The organism is Paraburkholderia lacunae (genome assembly GCF_003353175.1).
In the GTDB taxonomy this organism is placed as follows: domain Bacteria; phylum Pseudomonadota; class Gammaproteobacteria; order Burkholderiales; family Burkholderiaceae; genus Paraburkholderia; species Paraburkholderia lacunae.
In genome coordinates, this window is record NZ_QHKS01000004.1 from 181,570 (window position 1) to 200,925 (window position 19,356).

11 protein-coding genes are annotated in these 19,356 nt (G+C 64.9%); 5 read left to right on the forward strand and 6 right to left on the reverse strand.

What is annotated here, in order from left to right; translation table 11 throughout:
- Positions 1 to 74: 74 nt before the first annotated feature.
- Together DLM46_RS07500 and DLM46_RS07505 are read left to right on the forward strand one after the other, a co-directional pair.
- Positions 75 to 407, forward strand: coding sequence for an NIPSNAP family protein (locus DLM46_RS07500; RefSeq protein WP_115100128.1), 333 nt, complete (start codon positions 75 to 77; stop codon positions 405 to 407).
- A 199-nt stretch (positions 408 to 606) separates the two neighbouring features.
- Positions 607 to 3,114, forward strand: coding sequence for a mechanosensitive ion channel family protein (locus DLM46_RS07505; protein WP_115100129.1), 2,508 nt, complete (start codon positions 607 to 609; stop codon positions 3,112 to 3,114).
- A 3-nt stretch (positions 3,115 to 3,117) separates the two neighbouring features.
- On the opposite strand, the gene DLM46_RS07510 is transcribed toward DLM46_RS07505, so the two are convergent.
- The 4 genes from DLM46_RS07510 to DLM46_RS07525 form a co-directional block, all read right to left on the reverse strand.
- The gene (locus tag DLM46_RS07510; RefSeq protein ID WP_115100130.1) at positions 3,118 to 5,388 is read right to left on the reverse strand and encodes an ATP-dependent DNA helicase; all 2,271 of its coding nucleotides are present in this window, start codon (positions 5,386 to 5,388) and stop codon (positions 3,118 to 3,120) included.
- Positions 5,385 to 7,103, reverse strand: a complete 1,719-nt coding sequence (locus DLM46_RS07515) for a VRR-NUC domain-containing protein (protein ID WP_115100131.1) — start codon at positions 7,101 to 7,103, stop codon at positions 5,385 to 5,387. The genes DLM46_RS07510 and DLM46_RS07515 overlap by 4 nt, the downstream gene beginning before the upstream one ends.
- Before the next feature lie 54 nt (positions 7,104 to 7,157).
- The gene (locus DLM46_RS07520; protein ID WP_115100132.1) at positions 7,158 to 8,336 is read right to left on the reverse strand and encodes a pyridoxal phosphate-dependent aminotransferase; all 1,179 of its coding nucleotides are present in this window, start codon (positions 8,334 to 8,336) and stop codon (positions 7,158 to 7,160) included.
- 105 nt (positions 8,337 to 8,441) lie between these two features.
- Positions 8,442 to 9,398, reverse strand: coding sequence for an AraC family transcriptional regulator (locus DLM46_RS07525; protein ID WP_115100133.1), 957 nt, complete (start codon positions 9,396 to 9,398; stop codon positions 8,442 to 8,444).
- Positions 9,399 to 9,514: 116 nt separating this feature from the next.
- Between DLM46_RS07525 and DLM46_RS07530 the strand changes: the two genes are divergently transcribed.
- The gene (locus tag DLM46_RS07530) at positions 9,515 to 9,877 is read left to right on the forward strand and encodes a carboxymuconolactone decarboxylase family protein (protein WP_115100134.1); all 363 of its coding nucleotides are present in this window, start codon (positions 9,515 to 9,517) and stop codon (positions 9,875 to 9,877) included.
- Between the two features lie 360 nt (positions 9,878 to 10,237).
- Here the strand turns inward: DLM46_RS07530 and DLM46_RS07535 are convergent, their stop codons facing one another.
- The gene (locus DLM46_RS07535; protein WP_115100135.1) at positions 10,238 to 11,293 is read right to left on the reverse strand and encodes an aldo/keto reductase; all 1,056 of its coding nucleotides are present in this window, start codon (positions 11,291 to 11,293) and stop codon (positions 10,238 to 10,240) included.
- A 247-nt stretch (positions 11,294 to 11,540) separates the two neighbouring features.
- Here DLM46_RS07535 and DLM46_RS07540 point away from each other — a divergent pair, with 247 nt between their 5' ends.
- Together DLM46_RS07540 and pdeR are read left to right on the forward strand one after the other, a co-directional pair.
- Complete coding sequence (locus DLM46_RS07540; protein ID WP_425273968.1) at positions 11,541 to 16,169, forward strand: DEAD/DEAH box helicase; 4,629 nt, start codon at positions 11,541 to 11,543, stop codon at positions 16,167 to 16,169.
- A 192-nt stretch (positions 16,170 to 16,361) separates the two neighbouring features.
- Positions 16,362 to 18,365 carry a cyclic di-GMP phosphodiesterase gene (pdeR, locus tag DLM46_RS07545; RefSeq protein WP_115100137.1) on the forward strand — a complete coding sequence of 668 codons (2,004 nt, stop codon included), beginning with the start codon at positions 16,362 to 16,364 and terminating at the stop codon, positions 18,363 to 18,365.
- Positions 18,366 to 18,440: 75 nt separating this feature from the next.
- Here the strand turns inward: pdeR and DLM46_RS07550 are convergent, their stop codons facing one another.
- On the reverse strand, positions 18,441 to 19,328 hold the full coding sequence (locus DLM46_RS07550; protein ID WP_115100138.1) for a crotonase/enoyl-CoA hydratase family protein: 888 nt from the start codon (positions 19,326 to 19,328) through the stop codon (positions 18,441 to 18,443).
- Positions 19,329 to 19,356 lie beyond the last annotated feature (28 nt).

A 19,356-nucleotide genomic window follows, 5' to 3' on the forward strand; every position in this document is an offset into this window, starting at 1 on the left:
GTTCCGGCTCCGCCGGGCGGGATACTGGTTCCTGTCTCATCGGACAATTTTTCAGTTTCCCGGGAGTTTGGCTCATGGCTATTACCTGCTTTATTCGCTACCAGATCGATCCTTTTCAACGAGACGCATTCAACGAGTATGCGGAAAACTGGGGGAAAATTATTCCGCGCTGTGGTGGTTTTCTGGTTGGGTATTTTCTGCCCCACGAAGGGACTAATGACGTTGCCTGGGGATTGATCCGGTTTGACAGCCTCGCCGGATATGAGGTTTATCGGGCCCGGCTTCGCGCTGATGATGAAGCGATTGCCAATTTCCGGTTCGCTCAGGAGCGGAAGTTTATTTTGCGGGAGGAACGGACGTTTACCGAGGTTGTCGAGGGGGCCTTTGGTTTGAATGCCATTCGGTAGTTTTTTCCTTATAAACCCGATAGCGCGACCCGATAACGCCACCCGATAGCGCCACCCGATAACGCCACGACAAGGAACTTGTCCCCCACCCTCATGTCGCTCATACATCGCCGAGCGGCCTTGCCCGCTCTCCAAGGCGAGCCGCAAAAAGCCAAACCTCGCCCCTGCGCGGCGCCCAAGTCCTTCAACAGCCCAACCTATGCGCAAACTACTCCTCATCTGGCTCCTGGCCGTCTTCGCCTCACCGGCCCTCCCCGCGCCGGCCCAGGCAGCGCCGGCCACCTTGGCGCCGGCCTCGGCCGCGTCGATCACCCTGACGCCAGAGCAGGCCCGCCAGGCCCTCGACGTCCTCAACGACCCCAAACGCCGCGCGCAAGTTACAGATACGCTCCAGGCAATCGCCGCCGCCGGCGCACTCAACGCGCCACCCGCTTCGGCCGCTTCGTCCGCTTCTGCAGCGGCGGCGGCCTCGACCGCATCGGCCCCGGCGTCGGCTAGCGGCGCCGCGAGTCTCGTCCCGACCGCATTTCAATCGAATGGCCTCGCCTCGCAACTGGCCCGCCAGGGCGCGCATTGGGCCGTGCGCCTCGGCATGTCGTTGCGCCGTTCGGTCGCCGCGCTCCTCGACGTGTCGTCGGTCCGCGCGTGGTGGAATTGGCAATCGACCAGCCCGCAAGCGCGCGGCGTGCTGGCCCATGCCGCATGGTGGCTGCTCGCCGCGCTGCTGCCCGCGCTCGCGCTGGAATGGCTGGCGCGCCGGCTGCTGCGCCGCGCGTATCAGGCCCTCGCCGCACGCCGGGAACGTGACGATGAAGACGATGCGCCGCGAACCGGTCCGCCTGCCGAGCGCACGCCGCAGCCCGCTGATTCGCCCAACGCAGCGCCGCCGGTAGCCGGTTCGCCCGAGGCAGCGGCTGCAACGCTCACCACAGTCGCAACGGCCCCCGTTGCCGGCAAGGACGCCGACGCCAAAGGCATGTGGTACGCCGCGCATCACTGGCGCCTGTTGCAACGCCTGCCGCGCGCCATCCTGACCGTGGCGCTGCGGCTGCTGCCGCTTGCGGTGTTCGTCGGCGCGGCCAGCGCGCTGATGTCGATGTTCGCCGACGGCGGCACGCCGCCGGACCGCGCGCTCGACTCGCTGATCGACATCTACGTGCTGTGCCGGGTGATCGTGATCGTCAGCGGCTTCTTTCTGCAGCCGGCCGCGCCGCGTCTGCGCATGCTGCGCATGAATGACGCGTGGACCGCCTTTTTGCAGCGCTGGATGGTGCGCATCGTCAGCGTGGTGGGTGCGGGCTCGGCGCTCGCTGAGGTCGCGCAGTCGCTCGGCTTGAACGATGCGGCGCACCTCGCGCTGATGAAAGTGGTCGCGCTCGCGGGTCACGTGATGATCTCGATCCTGATCCTGCAATGCGCGAAGCCGGTCGGCGAACTGATCCGCACGCGCTTCGCCGCCCGCGAGTCGCTGCAAATGTTCGGCAATGCGCTCGCCGATACATGGGCATGGATCGCGCTGTTCATCGTGATGGGGACGTGGTTCATCTGGGCGCTCGACGTGCAGAACGGCTATCGCACGCTGCTGCATCTCGGCGGCATGTCGCTCGCGCTTCTGATAGCCGCGCGGGTCGTGTCGATCGTGATCTTCGGCGCGCTCGCCCGGCTCTTCAACGTGCAGGACGACGATGCCAACAACTCGCTGCTCCAGCAGCACGCGTATCGCTATTACCCGCTGTTGCGCCGCGTCGTCTCGTGGATCATCGGCGTCCTCACCGCGCTCGCGCTGCTGCACGTCTGGGGCGTCGATCTGAGCGAGCTGTTCCGCGCCGGGACGATCGGCCATCGGTTGGCCTCGGCGGTGGCGACGATCGGCGTCGCCGCCGTGATTGCGCTGCTGGTGTGGGAAGGCGTCAACGTCTCGGTCGAACGGCGCCTCGATCGCTGGACCAGCAGCGGCGATCTGATTCGCGCCGCGCGTCTGCGCACGCTGCTGCCGATGCTGCGCACCGCGCTCTTCTGCGTGATTGCCCTCGTGGTGGTGCTCACGGGCCTGAGCGAACTCGGCGTGAATATCGGACCGTTGCTGGCGGGCGCCAGTATTTTCGGTGTCGCGCTCGGCTTCGGCTCGCAAAAACTGGTGCAGGATTTCATCACCGGCATTTTCCTGTTGATGGAAAACGCGCTGCAGGTCGGCGACTGGGTGACGCTCGCGGGCGTGTCCGGCACCGTCGAATATCTGTCGATCCGCACAGTGAGGCTGCGCGGCAGCGACGGTTCGTTGTTCACCGTGCCGTTCAGTTCGGTAGCGACGGTCAACAACACCAATCGCGGACTTGGCAACGCGGCGGTGAAGGTCAATATCGTGTTCGGCCAGGACGTCGACCTGGCGATCGCCACACTCAAGGAGATCGGCGCGGCACTGCGCGAAGACGAGCAGTTCAGGGACGGCATCCTGGCCGACTTCAGCTTCTGGGGTGTCGACGCGCTGGACGGCTCCGCGGTGACGCTGGCCGGCCAGATCCAGTGCCGCGACAGCGCGCGCTGGAGTGTGCAGCGCGAGTTCAACCGCCGCATCCTCGACCAGTTCAGCACGCGCGGCATCGAGATCGCCAACCCGCAACGGCACCTGCTGACGTGGGACCCGGAGAACGCGCCGGCGAACCTGGAGAACGCGCCGGAGAACGCGCCGGCGAACGAGCATCGATAAGTGCTATTGCACCTGCCACCAGCGCGGCAACAAACGCCGCACTTCCGGCCGCCGGTAGCGGTCGTCGATCAGATGGACCACGCCCTGGTCCTGCTCGGTTCGAATCACCCGCCCGGCCGCCTGCACGACTTTCTGCAAGCCCGGATACAGATACATGTAGTCGTAGCCGTTGCCGAACTTCGCGTCCATCGTACGGCGCATCTGCTCGTTGACGTCGTTGATCTGCGGCAGGCCGAGCGTCGCAATGAATGCGCCGATCAACTGCTGGCCGGCCAGATCGACGCCTTCCGAGAAAGCGCCGCCGAGCACCGCAAAGCCGACGCCTCGATTCATGGTTCGAAAGCGCGCAAGGAACGCGTCGCGTGCCGCTTCATCCATGCCGGGTTCCTGCGCCCACACCGGCAAGTCCGGATGCCGTTCGCGCATCAGCGCGACCACTCGCTGCAAATAGTCGAAGCTGCTCAGAAAGCCCAGATAGTTGCCCGGCAGCGCCGCATATTGCCGCGCGATCAGATCGACGATCGGCAAGAGCGAACGCTCGCGGTCACGCCAGCGCGTCGACACGTTGCCGGCCACGCGCACCTGCAACTGCTCGGCGCGAAACGGCCCTTCCACGTCGAGCCAGTTCGTCTGCCCGGGCAGCCCCAACGTGTCGCGATAGAAATGATGCGGGTTGAGCGTGCCGGAGAACATCACCGTGGTGCGCGCGGCGGCGTAACGCGGCGCGAGAAACGGCGCCGGAATCACGTTGCGCACGCACAGCGTGCAACTGGTTTTGTCGCGCGGCGCGTAGCTATCGCTCGTACGCGTGATGTCGAAGATCGAATGCTCGCCGAACTGCTCGGCCAACGCGACAAAATGCATGGCGTCGAAGAAAAAGCGCAGCGATGCTTCATCGATTGAGAGCGGCGCTTCGGCGAGCAGATCGGTGACCGCGCCGATCAGATTCTGCGCGGCCGAAAGCAATTTGCCGGGCACGTCGGCGTAGACCTGATACCTGTCCGTCTGTGCGCGTTTGAGCGCGTTCCACTCGCGCTGCAACCGTTCAAGCGGCTTGCGCAATGCCGCCGGCGCGCTCTTGCGCGCGACGCGAAACGCTGTCTGATCTAGCGATGCCGTGTACATCCGGCGCGCACGGTCGAGCAGATTGTGCGCCTCGTCGACCAGCACGCCGACGCGCCACTGATTGATCTGCGTCAGCGCGTACAGCATCGCGCTGCTGTCGTAGTAGTAGTTGTAGTCGCCGACCACCACGTCGGACCAGCGCGCCAGTTCCTGAGCGAGGTAGTAAGGGCAGACGTCGTGCTTGAGCGCCGCTTCGCGCAGCGCCGCGCGATCGAGCCGCAGCCCTGCCAACGCCGTGCTGCGGGCCGCGTCGAGCCGGTCGTAGAAGCCGCGTGCAAGCGGACAGGATTCGCCGTTGCAGGCTTTGTCGGGATGCTCGCAAGCTTTGTCGCGCGCCACGAGTTCCAGCGTGCGCAATGGCAATGACGCTGGCGCCGTGCTTTGGTGCAGCGTTTCGATCGCGTCGAGCGCGAGCGCGCGGCCCGGTGTCTTGGCGGTCAGGAAAAACACGCGATCGATCTGGTCCGACGCGCACGCCTTCAGCAGCGGAAAAATCGTCGCAAGCGTCTTGCCGATGCCGGTCGGCGCCTGCGCCATCAACGCCTTGCCGTCGCGTGCCGCGCGATAGACCGACACCGCCAGCTCGCGCTGCCCGCTGCGAAATTGTCCATGCGGAAACTTCAATGCGCCCAGCGCGGCATTGCGCGCGTCGCGATGCGCCTCCTCCTGCACGGCCCAATCGAGAAAACGTTCACATTGCTCGACGAAGAAAATCTCCAAATCGCGTGCGGTGTACGTTTCCGTCAGCAGCGTTTCCTTCTGACTGCCGATATCGAAGTACACGAGTGCAACGGTCAACCCGGCCAGCCCGCGCGCCCGGCACAGCAGATGGCCGTACACCAGCGCCTGCGCCCAATGCAACGCGCGGTGGTTGGCGGGCATCCGGTCGAGATCGCCGCGATGGGTCTTCACTTCTTCCAGCCGGTTCGCCGCGGCGTCGTAGCCGTCGGCGCGGCCGCGCACGGTCAACCCGCGATGCGTGCCGGTCAGCGTGATCTCGGTTTCATAGCCGCTCGGACGCCGCCCCGCGACCGTCACATGGCCCGCCATGCCTTCCAGCGAAGTCGGCGCGGGCGTGAAGCGCAGATCCAGGTCGCCGCGCCTTGCGGTGAATTCACACATCGCCCGCACGGCGACCACGTAGGTCATGCGGCCGCCTCTTCCGCACCTTCGGGACCGGTGGCGGCTTCATCCACCCAACGCACGTCGAGCACGCGCACCGGCATGCCATGCTGCGCGCAGTACGCAAGCCAGCGGATCTGGTTGTCCTGCAGGCGGTCGCCAGGACCCTTTACCTCGATCAGCTCGTAGCGGTGCTCGGCCGGCCAGAAACGGATCAGGTCCGGCAGACCGGAACGGTTGCCACGGATGTCGCGCAAAAGACGTTCGAACCAGAGTTTCAGATGCGCGGCAGGCAGGCAATCGAGCGCCAGCGCAATCAGCTCGGGTGTCAGCAAGCCCCAGAACACGAACGGCGATTGCACGCCGGCCTTGACCTCGAGGTGCCGCAGAATCGTCTCGCGATAGGCCGTGCTGTCGAGTTGCGCGAGGCAAGCGGTGAACTGTTCGGCGCGGCGCGCATGAAAATCAGGCGCGTGCAGATCGGCCGGGCCGCGCTGGAACGGATGAAAAAACGCCCCGGGCAGCGCCGCGAACACCGGCTCCCAGCACAGCAAACCGAACAGCGAATTGATCAGCGCGTTTTCCACGTAATGAACCGGCGCATCCTCACGACTCAGATAATCGCGGGCCGCGTATTCGACCGGCTGCGCCACTTGGGGTCTCGGCAGCACCAGCGTGCTGCGCTCGACCGGCCGAGCGGCCGGCGTGCGCGCCACGGGTTCGCCACGCCGGCGCTGCAGGCGCGGCAGCATGCGCGCGATGCGCTGCGCTTCCTCTTCGCTTTCCGGCTCAGCGACGGCTTGCGAGGCGAGCGCGAAGGCATCGTCGAAACGTTCGCATTGCTCGAACACGCGCACGCGCCGATGCCGCGCACCCGGCCACGCGCAATCCGCGTAGACGGCGAGCGCGGCGGGCCAGTCGCGGCGGCGCTCGCAATGCTGGCCGATGCGGAACAGCAGCTTCGCGCGGCGCGTTTCGAGCCACGGATTCGCCGTATCGATCGCGGCGACTGCGGCGACGAGCTCGCCGATGGATTCGCCATCGGGCAGCCGTTCGAGCGCGTCGCGGCATGCCTGCAAAGCGAGGTAGACGTCGACGTCGGCACGCTGCTGGAAAGCTCGCGACGAAGGTCCGAACGCGACCGTCTCATACTGGAACACGCCGAGATCGGCGAGCACGAACTCCGACCAGTCCTGCTGCAAATTGCCGAAGAACATCAGGCGCAGACGCTCGCACAGTGGCGCGACGGCGACGTGCAGCACGGAGTCGGTGCTGGCGGCGTGCCATTCGGCGAGCGGACGCGCTGCGTCGCCTTCCGCTTCATAAAAAGGGCGTAGCGTTTCGAGCAGGTCCTGTTTGCGCAAGCTTCGGGCGCTGGGGATCGATGCAATGGCGTCGGCGAAAATGAGCAGCAGTTCGGGGCGGGTAGTGAGCGCGAACAGGTCGTCGAGCGTCAGCGGCGGTTCGGCGTCCACCCAACCGAGTTCGACTAGCGGCGCGCACGCTTGAACCGGGCAACCGATCTCGTCGTATGAAAGACGGCTCGTGCGAAACAGCGTGCCCTTGCGCATCAGCATGCGAACCAGCAGCGCTCGCGAGGCCTGCGGCAAAGCGGCGAAAGCGCGCAGGAAACCGTGCTCGTTCTCGTCCAGCAGATCGTCGTAGCGCGCCGCGAGCCACGCCAGCGCGCGCTCGAAATTCAGCAGATAGTAGGGAGCATTTGAAGAGGCTTCAGTCGCCACGGCACTTCCACGAAACCTGTATGTTTATAGCGAGTTGATGCGCATCGTTTCGGCCTACCCCACCCGCAACGCCTCGACAAACCCGGCAATCCGCTCACAAGCGTCAATCAATCGAGCTTCATCGACCACGAACCCCAACCTGACAAACCCGTCGGCGGTTTCGCCGAAAGCGCTGGCATCCAGCAACGAAACCCCTTGCGCACGAAACAGCCGCCAGGTGAAATCATAAGTATCCAGGCCCGTCCCGCTGACATCGACCATCATGAACATGCCGGCTTCCGGCAACAAACACCGCAACCCCGGCACACGATGCAAACGCTCGAACACCACGTCGCGCCGCCGCCGGTAAATCTCACGCATTTCGGCGACAATCGGCGCCTTGTTCTGCAACGCCGTCAGCGCGGCCTGCTGAATAAAGCCCGGCAACCCATACAGCATGGCCAGCGCGAGCCGCCCCATATGCTCGATCAAGGTAGCGGGCCCGACCGCCCAGCCGACACGCCAACCCGCCATGGCATGCGATTTCGACAGACTGCCGAGCGTCACGGTGCGCTCCGGCATGCCAGGCAGCGCCGCGATACTGACATGCTCGCGCTCGAACGTAAGATCAGCATAGACCTCATCGGACAACACCCACAGATCATGCTTGCAGGCCAGTTGCGCAATACGCTCGAGATCGGCGCGCGGCATCACCACGCCGGTCGGATTGCACGGCGTTGCGAAGAAAATCGCTTTGGTGCGCGGCGTGACAGCCGCTTCGAGCGCATCGCAATCGAGGTGAAAGGCTCGCACCGGATCGACCGGCACCGGCACGAGCGTGGCGCCCGCGGCGCGCACGCAAGCCTCGTAGGTGAGATACATCGGCTCGGGGACGATCACTTCGTCGCCCGCTTCGCACAGGCACAGCGACGCGGCGAACACGCCGTTCTGCGCGCCCGCGGTGAGGATCACGTTGGCGGCGCTCACGTCGCAACCGGTGGTGCGCGCATGTTCTTCGGCAATCGCCGCGCGCAGCGGCTCGCGCCCGGACACCGCGCTGTAATGCGTATCGCCGCCACGCAGCGCCTCGACCGCGCGCTCGACGATCGGCTCGGGTGTTCCAAAGTCGGGATCGCCGACGCTCAGCACGATCACGTCTTCGCCATCGGCGAGCGCCTGTTGTGCGACACGATGGATTTCCCATGCCGACGTGCGCTTACCTTGTAAGCGCTCGACCAGATTCGAGTACTTCATTGAGCCATCCCGTTTCGACTTGACCCGCCAATGTACTGGGGCGCACCTAAAACGTCCAGACAGCGGAAGGGCCGCGCAAGGGATCAGCCTCGCGTGGCGCGGTAGCTAGGTACGCTGGTCGTTCTCCTGCGGTTGACGCCGGTAGCGCCCCGGCGTCACGCCGACGCTCTGCTGAAACGCCTTGCCGAAGGCGGCTTCCGACTGATATCCGACCGCCTCGCCGATCTCCGCCGCGCTGCGCTGCGTGCGCCGCAGCAGATCGCACGCGATCGTCATGCGAATCTGCGTCAGGAAGTCCATCACCGTGATGCCGGCACGCTCGCTGAAGCGACGCGCGTAAGTCGCGCGGGACATAGCCGCGAGCTCGCCCAGATCGGCGATGGTCCAGGCCCGCTCGGGCGCCGCCAGCATGCCTTGCACCGATGCGCCGAGGCGCGCGTCGGCCAGCAGCGCCAGCACACCGGAGCCCGCTGCGTTGCGCTCGCCGTGCACGCGCAACGCCATGGCGAACAGCGCATGGCTCAGCGCGGTGACGATCGCGAGCGCGCCCGGCTGACGCTGCTCGGCCTCGGCGCGCATCAGCGCAATCACCGTTTGCAATGCGCCCAATGTTTGCACGCCGCCCAGCGACACATGAAACGGATCGGGCAACGCATTCAGCAGTAACGCGGACGAACCCGGCGCGTACACAAAACGGCCGCACAGCAGATCGAGATCGGCGCCGCCGCGTCCCTGGAGATCGCTGCTGTCATCGTTATTGCGGCGCAGCGGCAACATGCCGTCGTCGCTCAGTGTCAACGGTGCGATAGCGGGCGCCTGTTGCACGTCGCGCACCCGATGTGCCGCGCCGCGCGGAAACAGCATGAAATCGCCCGCACCTAGCGCAATCCGCGCGCCGTCAGCGGTTTCGACAACGCACGAACCGCCGAGCACCAGATGAAACGGCGCAATCCCCGCTTCCATCGGCGTGTGATCGATATCGAAGCCGCCTGTGAGCAGGCAGCGCAGATCGAGGCTGCATTGCGGCCGCGCGAGGTCGATCAGTCGGCTGAGCGTATCCATGAGACGGTCGAGCTAAAAGTTGAGCGAATCGAGTATTCAGGATATCGCGCCACGACGCAATACTTTGCTCACGACGCCGGCACCCGCCGGCGCGAGGCAAATCTGGGAGCACTGTCATGTTGAACTGGATCGACTACCGCAAAGCGCTGTTCGGCCGCATCGGCGAAATCGCCAAACTGTCGCCGGATACCGTGAAGGCCTATCAATCAATGTCGAGCGCGGGCCAGAAGGCGGACCTGCTCGGCGCGAAGACGCGCGAGCTGATTTCGCTCGCGGTGGCGGTGAGCGTGCGCTGTGACGGCTGTATCACCGTGCACACCGCCGAAGCGCTGAAACACGGCGCGACGCGCGAAGAGATCGCCGAAGCACTAGGCGTGGCGATCGCCGTGAACGCGGGCGCGGCGATGGTCTATTCGGCACGCACGATGGATGCCGTCGCCGCTTATGACGCGGACCGCAAGTCAGCGACCGCTTCATAAGGGTCCTGAGGGGGTGTTAGCCCTGCAATCAATGCTGTTTCCGACCAGAATCAACTTTAACCGACGGCACGCGCGAACTTGCTGCCTGACAATATTGGGAAAGAGTTGCGCAACCATGCCATCCTGCCGATCCTGGCGAGAATGGGATTGCGAGCCTGCGAGGTCCGGCACCTGAGGCTCGACGGTATCGACTGGGCAGCGGGATATATGGGGATCGGCACCCGGGGACCGGCACCGGGAAATCCCGCCGCGGACGACGCCTGCCTTTGCCCCTCACTGAGCAATGTGACGATCAGCTGCGCCAACTCCACGCCGCAATCTGGTTGTTATCTATAACGCGGTTGGCGCAGCAGATTCGATCTAACGTTGTACCGGATGACGTACCTGTTCGAGTTGAGCGCGGCGAGCCTCGCCCTGGCGCGTCAGCATCCAACCCGGATATTCCGCCGGCAGCGTGCTGACCTGATCGAGCTTCGCGAGATCGTCGGCGGTGAGCGAGACTTGCGTGGCCGCGATGTTGTCGTCGAGCTGTTCGATTTTCTTCGCGCCGACGATCACCGTGGTCACCGCGCGCTGATGCAGGAGCCATGCCAGCGCAATCTGCGCGACCGAAACGTGCTTCGTTTCGGCAATGCCGCGCATCACGTCGATGCAGTCATACGCGCGCTCGCGGTCCACCGGCGGAAAATCGAACGTCGTGCGGCGGCTGCCTGCTTCGCCCTGCTGCTCGCGTCCATATTTGCCGCTCAGCAAGCCGCCCGCGAGCGGACTCCAGACCATCAGCCCAAGTCCCTCGCTCTGCAGCATCGGCACGAGTTCACGTTCGAGGTCGCGGCCCGCCAGCGTGTAATACGCCTGTAACGTTTCGAACCGCGCAAGGCCGAGGCGCTCGGCAATGCCCAGCGCCTTGACGATCTGCCATGCGGCCCAGTTCGACACGCCGACATAGCGCACGTGACCATGCCGGACCAGCGTATCGAGCGCGCGCACGGTCTCCTCGATCGGCGTGGCCGGATCGAAGCCGTGGATCTGATACAGATCGACGTGATCGAGTTGCAGGCGCTTCAGGCTCGCCTTGATACCGTCGATGATGTGATAACGCGACGCCCCGCGCGCATTCGGAAATTCCGCCGTGGGGCCGAACACCTTGGTCGCCACCACCACTTTGTCGCGCGGCACCTTGAGGTTCTTCAGCGCCTGGCCGGTGATCTGTTCGGACAGGCCTTCCGCATAGACGTCGGCGGTGTCGATGAAATTGATGCCCGCGTCGAGCGCGCGGCCGACCAGCCGCTCCGCGTCCGCCTGTTGCAGATCGCCGATCTGCCGCCACATGCCTTCGCCGCCGCCGAAGGTCATCGTGCCCAGACATAGTTCTGAAACAAACACACCGGTACGGCCTAACTGGTTGTATCGCATTACCGAATCTCCATCGCGGATGGGTGAGCCGTACAGCGTACTGCAGTTGCCGACGTCCTGCGCGATACCCTACGAGTTATCGCACGAGCGGCAGCACACCCGGCTGAATACGCGGTTGAATGAGCGGCTGCATAAGCGGCCCTCGGCAAACCCCGCGAAAACCTGCCAGACTGCCAGCTGAATCTCGCAATGGCCCGGCCCTCGCCGCCCTCTGGATATGGCACGTCACGCTCCAAATTACGCAAGCATGACTCAGGTCTCGACTTCCGCGTCCGCTTCCGCCACCGCTTCTGCCACCGCCTCCGGTGCGCGCCCTCGCGCAACTGAAGGCGCAACTGAACGCACCTCCGAAAGTGCAACCGGAAGCTCGTCCACTACCGGCGCGCTGGATGGTTTCCATCCGGCGGTCGCCGGCTGGTTCCGCAAAACCTTTCCGGCTCCCACCGATGCGCAGGCCGCCGCCTGGCCGCAGATCCGCAGCGGCCGCTCGACGCTGGTCGCCGCGCCGACCGGTTCGGGCAAGACCCTCACCGCCTTCCTGTCCGCACTCGACGACCTCGTGCACCAGGGCCTCGCCAACGACGGCGTGTTACCCGACGAAACGCTGGTGGTTTATGTCTCGCCACTGAAGGCGCTCTCCAACGACATCCGCCTCAATCTGCAAATGCCGTTGCAAGGCATCGCCGAAGAACTCGCGCAGCGCGGCTCGCCGCCGCTCGAGATCCGCACCGCAGTGCGCACCGGCGACACCACGCAGCAGGAGCGCAACGCGTTGAGAAAACGCGCGCCGCATATCCTCGTGACCACCCCGGAATCGCTCTACGTGCTGCTCGGCTCGGATTCCGGCCGCCGCATGCTGTCGACCGTGCGCACCGTGATCGTCGACGAGATTCATGCGCTCGCCGGCAGCAAGCGCGGCAGCCATCTGGCGCTCAGCCTCGAGCGGCTCGAAGCGCTATGTCAACGGCGACTGCCGCGCATCGGCCTGTCGGCGACGCAAAAGCCGGTCAGCGCAGTGGCGCGCTTTCTGGTGGGCGGCGCGAGCATCGATAGCGAGATTCCGGCGGAGTGCGCGATCGTCGACGTGGGCCATATACGGGAGCGCGATCTCGCGCTCGAAATTCCGCCCGTGCCGCTCGAAGCGGTCATGCCCAACGAAGTGTGGGAGCGCGTGTACGACCGCCTCGCCGAACTGATCGCCCTGCACCGCACCACGCTGATTTTCGTCAACACGCGCCGCATGGCGGAGCGCGCCGCACGCCATCTGACCGAACGGCTCGGCAAGGAGGCGGTCGCCGCGCATCACGGCAGTCTCGCCAAGGAACATCGTTTCGACGCCGAACAGCGCCTGAAGCGCGGTGAGTTGCGCGTGCTGATCGCCACTGCTTCGCTGGAACTCGGCATCGATATCGGCGATGTCGATCTGGTTTGCCAGATGGGTTCGCCGCGCGCCATCGCGCCGTTCCTGCAACGCGTCGGACGCTCGGGTCACCAAGTCGGCGGCATGCCGAAGGGCCGGCTCTTTCCGACCTCGCGCGACGATCTGATCGAATGCGCGGCGCTGCTCGATTGCGTGCGGCGCGGCGAACTCGACGCGCTGCGGATTCCGCGCGCGCCGCTCGACGTGCTGGCGCAGCAGATCGTCGCCGAAGTCTCGAGCGTGGAATGGAACGAAGACGCGTTGTTCGACCTGATGCGCCGCGCGGCGCCGTATGCCGGGCTCGAACGCGAACAATACGACGCCGTGCTGCGCATGCTCGTCGAAGGCTATACGAGCCGTAACGGTCCGCGCGGCGCGTACCTCCATCGCGACGTGGTGAGCGGCACCTTGCGCGGCCGGCGCGGCGGCAAGCTGGTCGCCGTGACTTCCGGCGGCACGATCCCCGAGAACGCCGACTACGCAGTGGTGCTCGAACCGCAGGCGGTCAATATCGGCACCGTCAACGAAGACTTCGCGGTCGAGAGCCTCGCCGGCGACGTGTTCCAGCTCGGCAACGCGTCGTACCGGATTCTGCGAATCGAGAGCGGCCGCGTGCGGGTCGAGGACGCGCAGGGACAGCCGCCGAACATTCCGTTCTGGCTCGGCGAAGCGCCGGGGCGCAGCGACGAACTGTCGTTCGCGGTGGCGCGCCTGCGCGAACAGATTGGCCGCTTGCTCGACGGAAAAGACGCCGATACCGATGCGGTGGGGTCGCTAAGCGAGCCGCGTTCGCCGCGGCGCAAAGCGGCACGCGCGGCGCCGCACATGGCGGCGGATGCGAGTGCCGCCGATGACACGGCGACGCAGGCAATCGTCGAAGCGCCGCCGCCCGAAACCCGTTCGCCGACGCCGTGTCTGCAACGCGCGATCGGCTGGCTCGCCGACACCATCGGTCTCGATGAAGCCGCCGCACGGCAGATCGTCGACTATCTCGCACGGGCGCGCGCCGCGCTGAGCGTATTGCCGACGCAAAACACGCTGGTGATGGAACGGTTCTTCGACGAATCCGGCGGCACGCAGCTGGTGATCCATGCACCGTTCGGCAGCCGCGTGAATCGCGCCTGGGGTCTTGCGTTGCGCAAGCGTTTTTGCCGCACCTTCAACTTCGAACTGCAAGCCGCCGCGACTGAAGACGCGATCGTGCTGTCGCTGACCGGCAGCCATTCGTTCGTACTCGACGAAGTGTGGCGTTATCTGCATTCGAACAGCGCCGAGCATCTGCTGATTCAGGCGCTGCTCGATGCGCCGCTATTCGGGGTGCGCTGGCGCTGGAATGCGACCGTCGCGCTCGGGTTGCCGCGTTACACCGGCGGGCGCAAGACCGCGCCGCAATTGCAGCGCATGCGCAGCGAAGATCTGCTGGCGAGCGTATTTCCCGAGCAGGCCGCGTGTCTGGAGAACATCGTCGGCGAGCGCGAATTGCCGCGCCATCCTTTAGTGGACCAAACCGTCGACGACTGCCTGCACGACGCGATGGACAGCGAGCGCTGGCTGGCGCTGCTGCGCCGTATCGAACACGGCGAGGTGCGGCTGATTGCACGCGACTTACCGGCGCCCTCGCCGCTCGCCGCCGAAATCCTCACCGCGAAACCGTACGCCTATCTCGACGACGCACCGCTCGAAGAACGCCGCACGCAAGCCGTGCTGAATCGCCGCTGGACCGATCCTGCTTCCGCCGACGACCTCGGTGCGCTCGACGCCGACGCGATCGACAGCGTACGCGACGAAGCGTGGCCGCAGACGCGCAACGCCGACGAGATGCATGAAGCGCTGAGCGGCCTTGCGTGCATCACCGACGCCGAAGTGCGCGCCAACGAAGGCTGGCAAGCGTGGCTGAGCTCGCTCGCCGAATCCGGCCGCGCGACGCGCATGCAGATCGCAGCCGGCGACGCGCTGTGGCTGCCCGCCGAACGCCTCACCTGCTTGCAGGCGCTCTATCCCGGCGCGCCGTGCGAACCGCAGCTGCAAGCGCCGAAGGGCTACACCGACGCCTGGAGCGCCGGCGATGCGCTGCTCGACGTACTGCGCGCGCGGTTGACCGGCTTCGGCCCACTGTCGGTGCGAGCGATTGCACTGGCGTTGAGCTTGCCTGCTGCATCGATTGAACAGACGCTGACGCGCCTCGAAGCCGAGGGCTACGTGATGCGCGGCCGCTTCACGCCGGGCGCGACGGAAGAACAGTGGTGCGAGCGTCATTTGCTGGCGCGGATTCACCGCTACACCGTCAAGCGTTTGCGGCGCGAGATCGAACCGGTGGAGCGGCACGATTTCATGCGTTTTCTGTTCGAGTGGCAGCATCTGACACCGGATACGCGCAGTGAGGGACGCGAAGCGCTTGCAGCGGTGCTCGATCAACTGGAAGGTTTCCAGGCCGCGGCCGGCGCGTGGGAGGAAGACATTCTGCCTGCGCGCGTGAAAGCCTATTCGAATACTTCGCTTGACGAATTGTGCCGCGCCGGCAAGCTGGTCTGGACGCGTCTGACCGAACGCGCGCGCGGCGCCAGCGGGCCGGTGCGCAGCACGCCGATCGTGCTGCTGCCGCGGCGTCAGGTGGGCGTGTGGAGCGCGTTGATCGATCAGTCGAAACAGCCGGAGTTGTCCGCGCGTGCGCAGGACGTGTACGACGCGCTGCGGCAGCACGGGGCGATGTTCTTCGACGAATTGCTGACCGATGTGCACGTGTTGCGTCTGGAACTGGAACACGCGCTGGGCGAACTGGTTGCCGCCGGCCTCGTGAATTCGGATAGCTTCGCGGGATTGCGTGCGTTGTTGAAACCCGCCGCCAAACGTCGCGCGTTTCCGGGCAGCCGGCGCGGCAGGCCGAGCGCGCTGATCGGCGGGATGGACGATGCCGGGCGATGGGCGTTGGTCAGCCGTCGCGCGGGGGCCGCCGCGGGAGCGGAGGATTTGCCGGGGCGGCGTCAGCAGCTTGCGCCGGAGGTGCTCGAGCATATCGCGATGACGTTGTTGCGGCGCTACGGCGTGGTGTTCTGGCGTTTGCTCGAACGCGAAGCGGAGTGGCTGCCGCCATGGCGGGATGTGTTGCGCGTGTTTCAGCGGCTCGAAGCGCGCGGGGTCATTCGCGGCGGGCGGTTCGTGAATGGTCTTGCCGGAGAGCAGTTTGCTTTGCCGGAGGCCATTCCTTTATTGCGGGAAGTCCGCCGACATGCGAACGATGGTGCTTTTGTCTGTGTCTCGGGCACGGATCCTTTGAATCTTGCGGGGACGCTTCTGGTGGGGGACCGGGTGCCCGCTGTCGCGGGAAATCGGATTTTGTATCGTGACGGGGTGGTTGTTGCGACTCTGGTCGCCGGGGTTTTCTGGTTTCAACCTTCGGTCGAGGCGATCTCCGCCGAGCGGGAGCGGGCTCGGGGGTGGCTGGTTCGACGGGTCTGAGCACAAACCGCGCCAGCCTGGCCCATACCGAACCCCTAAAGCCGCGGCCAACCCTACCGTTAATGTTTACGAGCGCGAACGCCAGCTGCTTCGCTACAATGGGACAAATCTTACGTCTGATGAAGAAAGTTTGCCGTCAGCCCGCAATCGCTACAGGGCCGCCGCCGCAGGCACAGTCCGCCCGGGGATCTCATGAACGACGACCAACACGACCAGGTGCTTTATGCGCAGTTCGGCACGAGCAGTCCTTGCTGGCGTTTATCGAGCGACAGCAACGCGCTGGAGCTCACCCCCGTTACCGGCGACGTGCCCGCCAATGTCGCCATTCCGCTGAATCCTCAGCAGGCATCGCAAATCCGCTGCCTCACCGGCGTCACCTCGCATCTCATCCTCGACGTGCGCCTGTTCGGCGAACCGTTGCGTCTGCACCTCGTCGGTAAAAAACTCAACAGCAACACCTGGGCCGGCACGGCGTCGGCCTACGACGACACCGAATCCGTCGCCCGCGATCTGGTCCATGGTCTTTCGTTCGCCGAACAGGTTGTCTCCGAAGTCAACTCGGTCGTCGTCATCGTCGACCGGCATGGCCGGATACAGCGCTTCAACCGGCTCGCCGAAGAACTCACCGGCGTCAAAGAGGAAGACATCGTCGGCCGCAACGTGTGGGCGCTGTTCATGTCTTCCGAAGCCGGCGCGGCGTCGAGCCAGAATATCGCGAGCTTCTTCAATCGCGGCGTCGCGTATGAAGTCGAACGGCGCGTCAAAACCGTGCTCGGCGAGCGGCTCTTCCTGTTTCGCAACAAGTTCGTGCACAGCGGCAGCGGCGTCGAAGAACAGTTCCTGATCTGCTCCGGCACCGACATCACCGAAGAAAGAAACGCGCAGGAACGGCTCACCGAACTCGCGAACACCGATTCGCTGACCGGACTCGCCAATCGCAATGCGATTCAAGACAAGATTCGCGCCGCCATCGAAGAGGCGGGCGAAGGCGAATCGGTCGGCGTGCTGTTCCTCGATCTCGACAACTTCAAGAAGGTCAACGATCACTACGGCCACGTATTCGGCGACCGGCTGATCTGCGACGTATCGGCGGCCATCAGTACCTGCCTGACCGAAGGCGACACGCTCGCGCGTCTGGGCGGCGACGAGTTCATCGTGCTCGCCGCCAAAGGCACCGCCCACGACCTCGAAGGCACCGCGCAGCGCATTCTCGAACGTCTGCGCACGCCGTTCAGTCTCGGGCTGGTGGAGGTCTACACCGGCTGCTCGATCGGCATCGCGCTCTATCCGGAGCACGGCGACAGCCTCGAATCGCTGATCCGTTCGGCGGACACGGCGATGTACGTCGCCAAAGACGAAGGCAAGCGCACCTACCGCGTGTTCTCGCCGGAAATGAACCGCAAGGTCGCCGAGTACATGTGGCTCGACACCAACCTGCGGCGCGGCCTCGAAGAAGGTCAACTGACGCTGCACTATCAGCCGAAGCTGTCGCTCGCCACCGGCGCCGTGCAAGGCGTCGAGGCGCTCGTGCGCTGGAATTCGCCGGAACGCGGACAGATCATGCCGGCCGAATTCATCCGTTATGCAGAAGAATCCGGGCTGATCGGCGTGCTCGGCCGCTGGGTCATGGAAACGGCCGCGAAGCAAGCCGCCAAATGGAAGGCGGACGGCTACAACCTGCGCGTCGCGATCAACGTGTCGGCGCGGCAACTGGTCGATACCGCCGTGGTCCGGCATTTCACCGAAGCGCTGCAACGCGCCGGTCTCGACCCGTGCCTGATCGACCTCGAACTCACCGAGAGCTGCCTGATCGAGGACGAAGCAGCCGCGATCGATCTGATCAAGCAATTCCGTCAGCTCGGCGCGCAGGTCCATCTGGACGACTTCGGCACCGGTTATTCGTCGCTGTCGCAACTGGGCCGCATTCCGCTCGACGTCGTCAAGCTCGATCGCAGCTTCGTGCGCTCGATCAATGCGGACACCAAAGCGCAAGCGTTGGTGCGCTCGATGGTGGCAGTCGCTCAGGAGCTGAATTTCAAGGTGGTCGCCGAAGGCATCGAAACCGAATCGGAAGAGATGTTCATGAGGGGGCTGGGCGTCGAATACGTGCAAGGCTTCCTGTACGGTCAGGCGATGCCGGTCGCGGAATTCGAACGCTGGCTGAAGGACAGGCAGAAGCTCAGACTGATTGCCTGAGCTTCCGCACGCCCCGCGGGAAGTCCCCTTGGGGGCCGCTCACCGCGGCTCATTGATGGTGGGACCCGGATCGATTCAGGCGAAACTGGCCGTGCTGGCCGCGCTCTGGCGCAGGTTGGCCGTGCGGCGGTTTTGCAGCATCACGAGCCGCTCCATGAAAACGAGGTCCTTCTCCTCGATCGTGAAGGCGGCGTCCACCCAATCTTCGGTTATTTCCATCAGCTCGCTGCGCGACAGTTGCAGTACGCGCTGGCGTGCCCGCAGCATCGCGCGAATCCCGTTCATCTTCGGCTTGAGCGTGTCGATGAAGGTGCGCGTCGCCAGATAGGCGTCACCCGGTTCGAACAGCTGGTCGACCAGTCCCTTGCCGAAGTGCCATTCCGCCGTATGCGATTCGCCCATGCCGATCAGCTCTTCGGCCAGACGCATGCCCGCCCTGCGCGCGACCAGCGAATAGCCGCCCATGCCCGGGAACAGATTGAACGCGATCTCCGGAAACCCCATGCGCGAGTCGTTCTGCGCGAGCAGGAAATGGTGCGCTAACGCAGCCTCGAAGCCGCCTCCGAGGGCCGTGCCCTCCACCATCGCGATCGAAATCGCCCCCGTATCGAAGCCGCGCGCCGCGGCGTGTACGCAATCGACGCAGGCACGCGCATAAGCCATCAGCTCATGGCGCCTGCCCGAGCGGATCGCGTCGGCAAAGAAATCGAGGTCGCCCCCGGCATTGAATATGTCCGGAATCATCGAGCCGGTCACCCAGAAGTCGATCTGCAAGCCGGACTCTCGCGCTGCCTGCGCGAGACCCAGTATGTCGTGCACGAGTTCGAGGTTGAAACAGGGACGCGGCTGAGCACGCAACATCATCCACATGACGTTGCGTCCTTCTTCGTAGTACGCGGAAACTTGCGACAGATTGCCGGCTTCGAGGAATGGGCGGCAGGCGTGATGATTGAGAAGGTTCATTTTGACTGGTCCTTTTAAGGTTACACAC

Bases quoted from the DNA above. Each gene is read 5' to 3' on its own strand.
- DLM46_RS07500 (WP_115100128.1), top strand. From the start codon at position 75: ATGGCTATTACCTGCTTTATTCGCTACCAGATCGATCCTTTTCAACGA.
- DLM46_RS07505 (WP_115100129.1), top strand. From the start codon at position 607: ATGCGCAAACTACTCCTCATCTGGCTCCTGGCCGTCTTCGCCTCACCG.
- DLM46_RS07510 (WP_115100130.1), bottom strand. From the start codon at position 5,388: ATGACCTACGTGGTCGCCGTGCGGGCGATGTGTGAATTCACCGCAAGG.
- DLM46_RS07520 (WP_115100132.1), bottom strand. From the start codon at position 8,336: ATGAAGTACTCGAATCTGGTCGAGCGCTTACAAGGTAAGCGCACGTCG.
- DLM46_RS07525 (WP_115100133.1), bottom strand. From the start codon at position 9,398: ATGGATACGCTCAGCCGACTGATCGACCTCGCGCGGCCGCAATGCAGC.
- DLM46_RS07530 (WP_115100134.1), top strand. From the start codon at position 9,515: ATGTTGAACTGGATCGACTACCGCAAAGCGCTGTTCGGCCGCATCGGC.
- DLM46_RS07535 (WP_115100135.1), bottom strand. From the start codon at position 11,293: ATGCGATACAACCAGTTAGGCCGTACCGGTGTGTTTGTTTCAGAACTA.
- DLM46_RS07540 (WP_425273968.1), top strand. From the start codon at position 11,541: ATGACTCAGGTCTCGACTTCCGCGTCCGCTTCCGCCACCGCTTCTGCC.
- pdeR (WP_115100137.1), top strand. From the start codon at position 16,362: ATGAACGACGACCAACACGACCAGGTGCTTTATGCGCAGTTCGGCACG.
- DLM46_RS07550 (WP_115100138.1), bottom strand. From the start codon at position 19,328: ATGAACCTTCTCAATCATCACGCCTGCCGCCCATTCCTCGAAGCCGGC.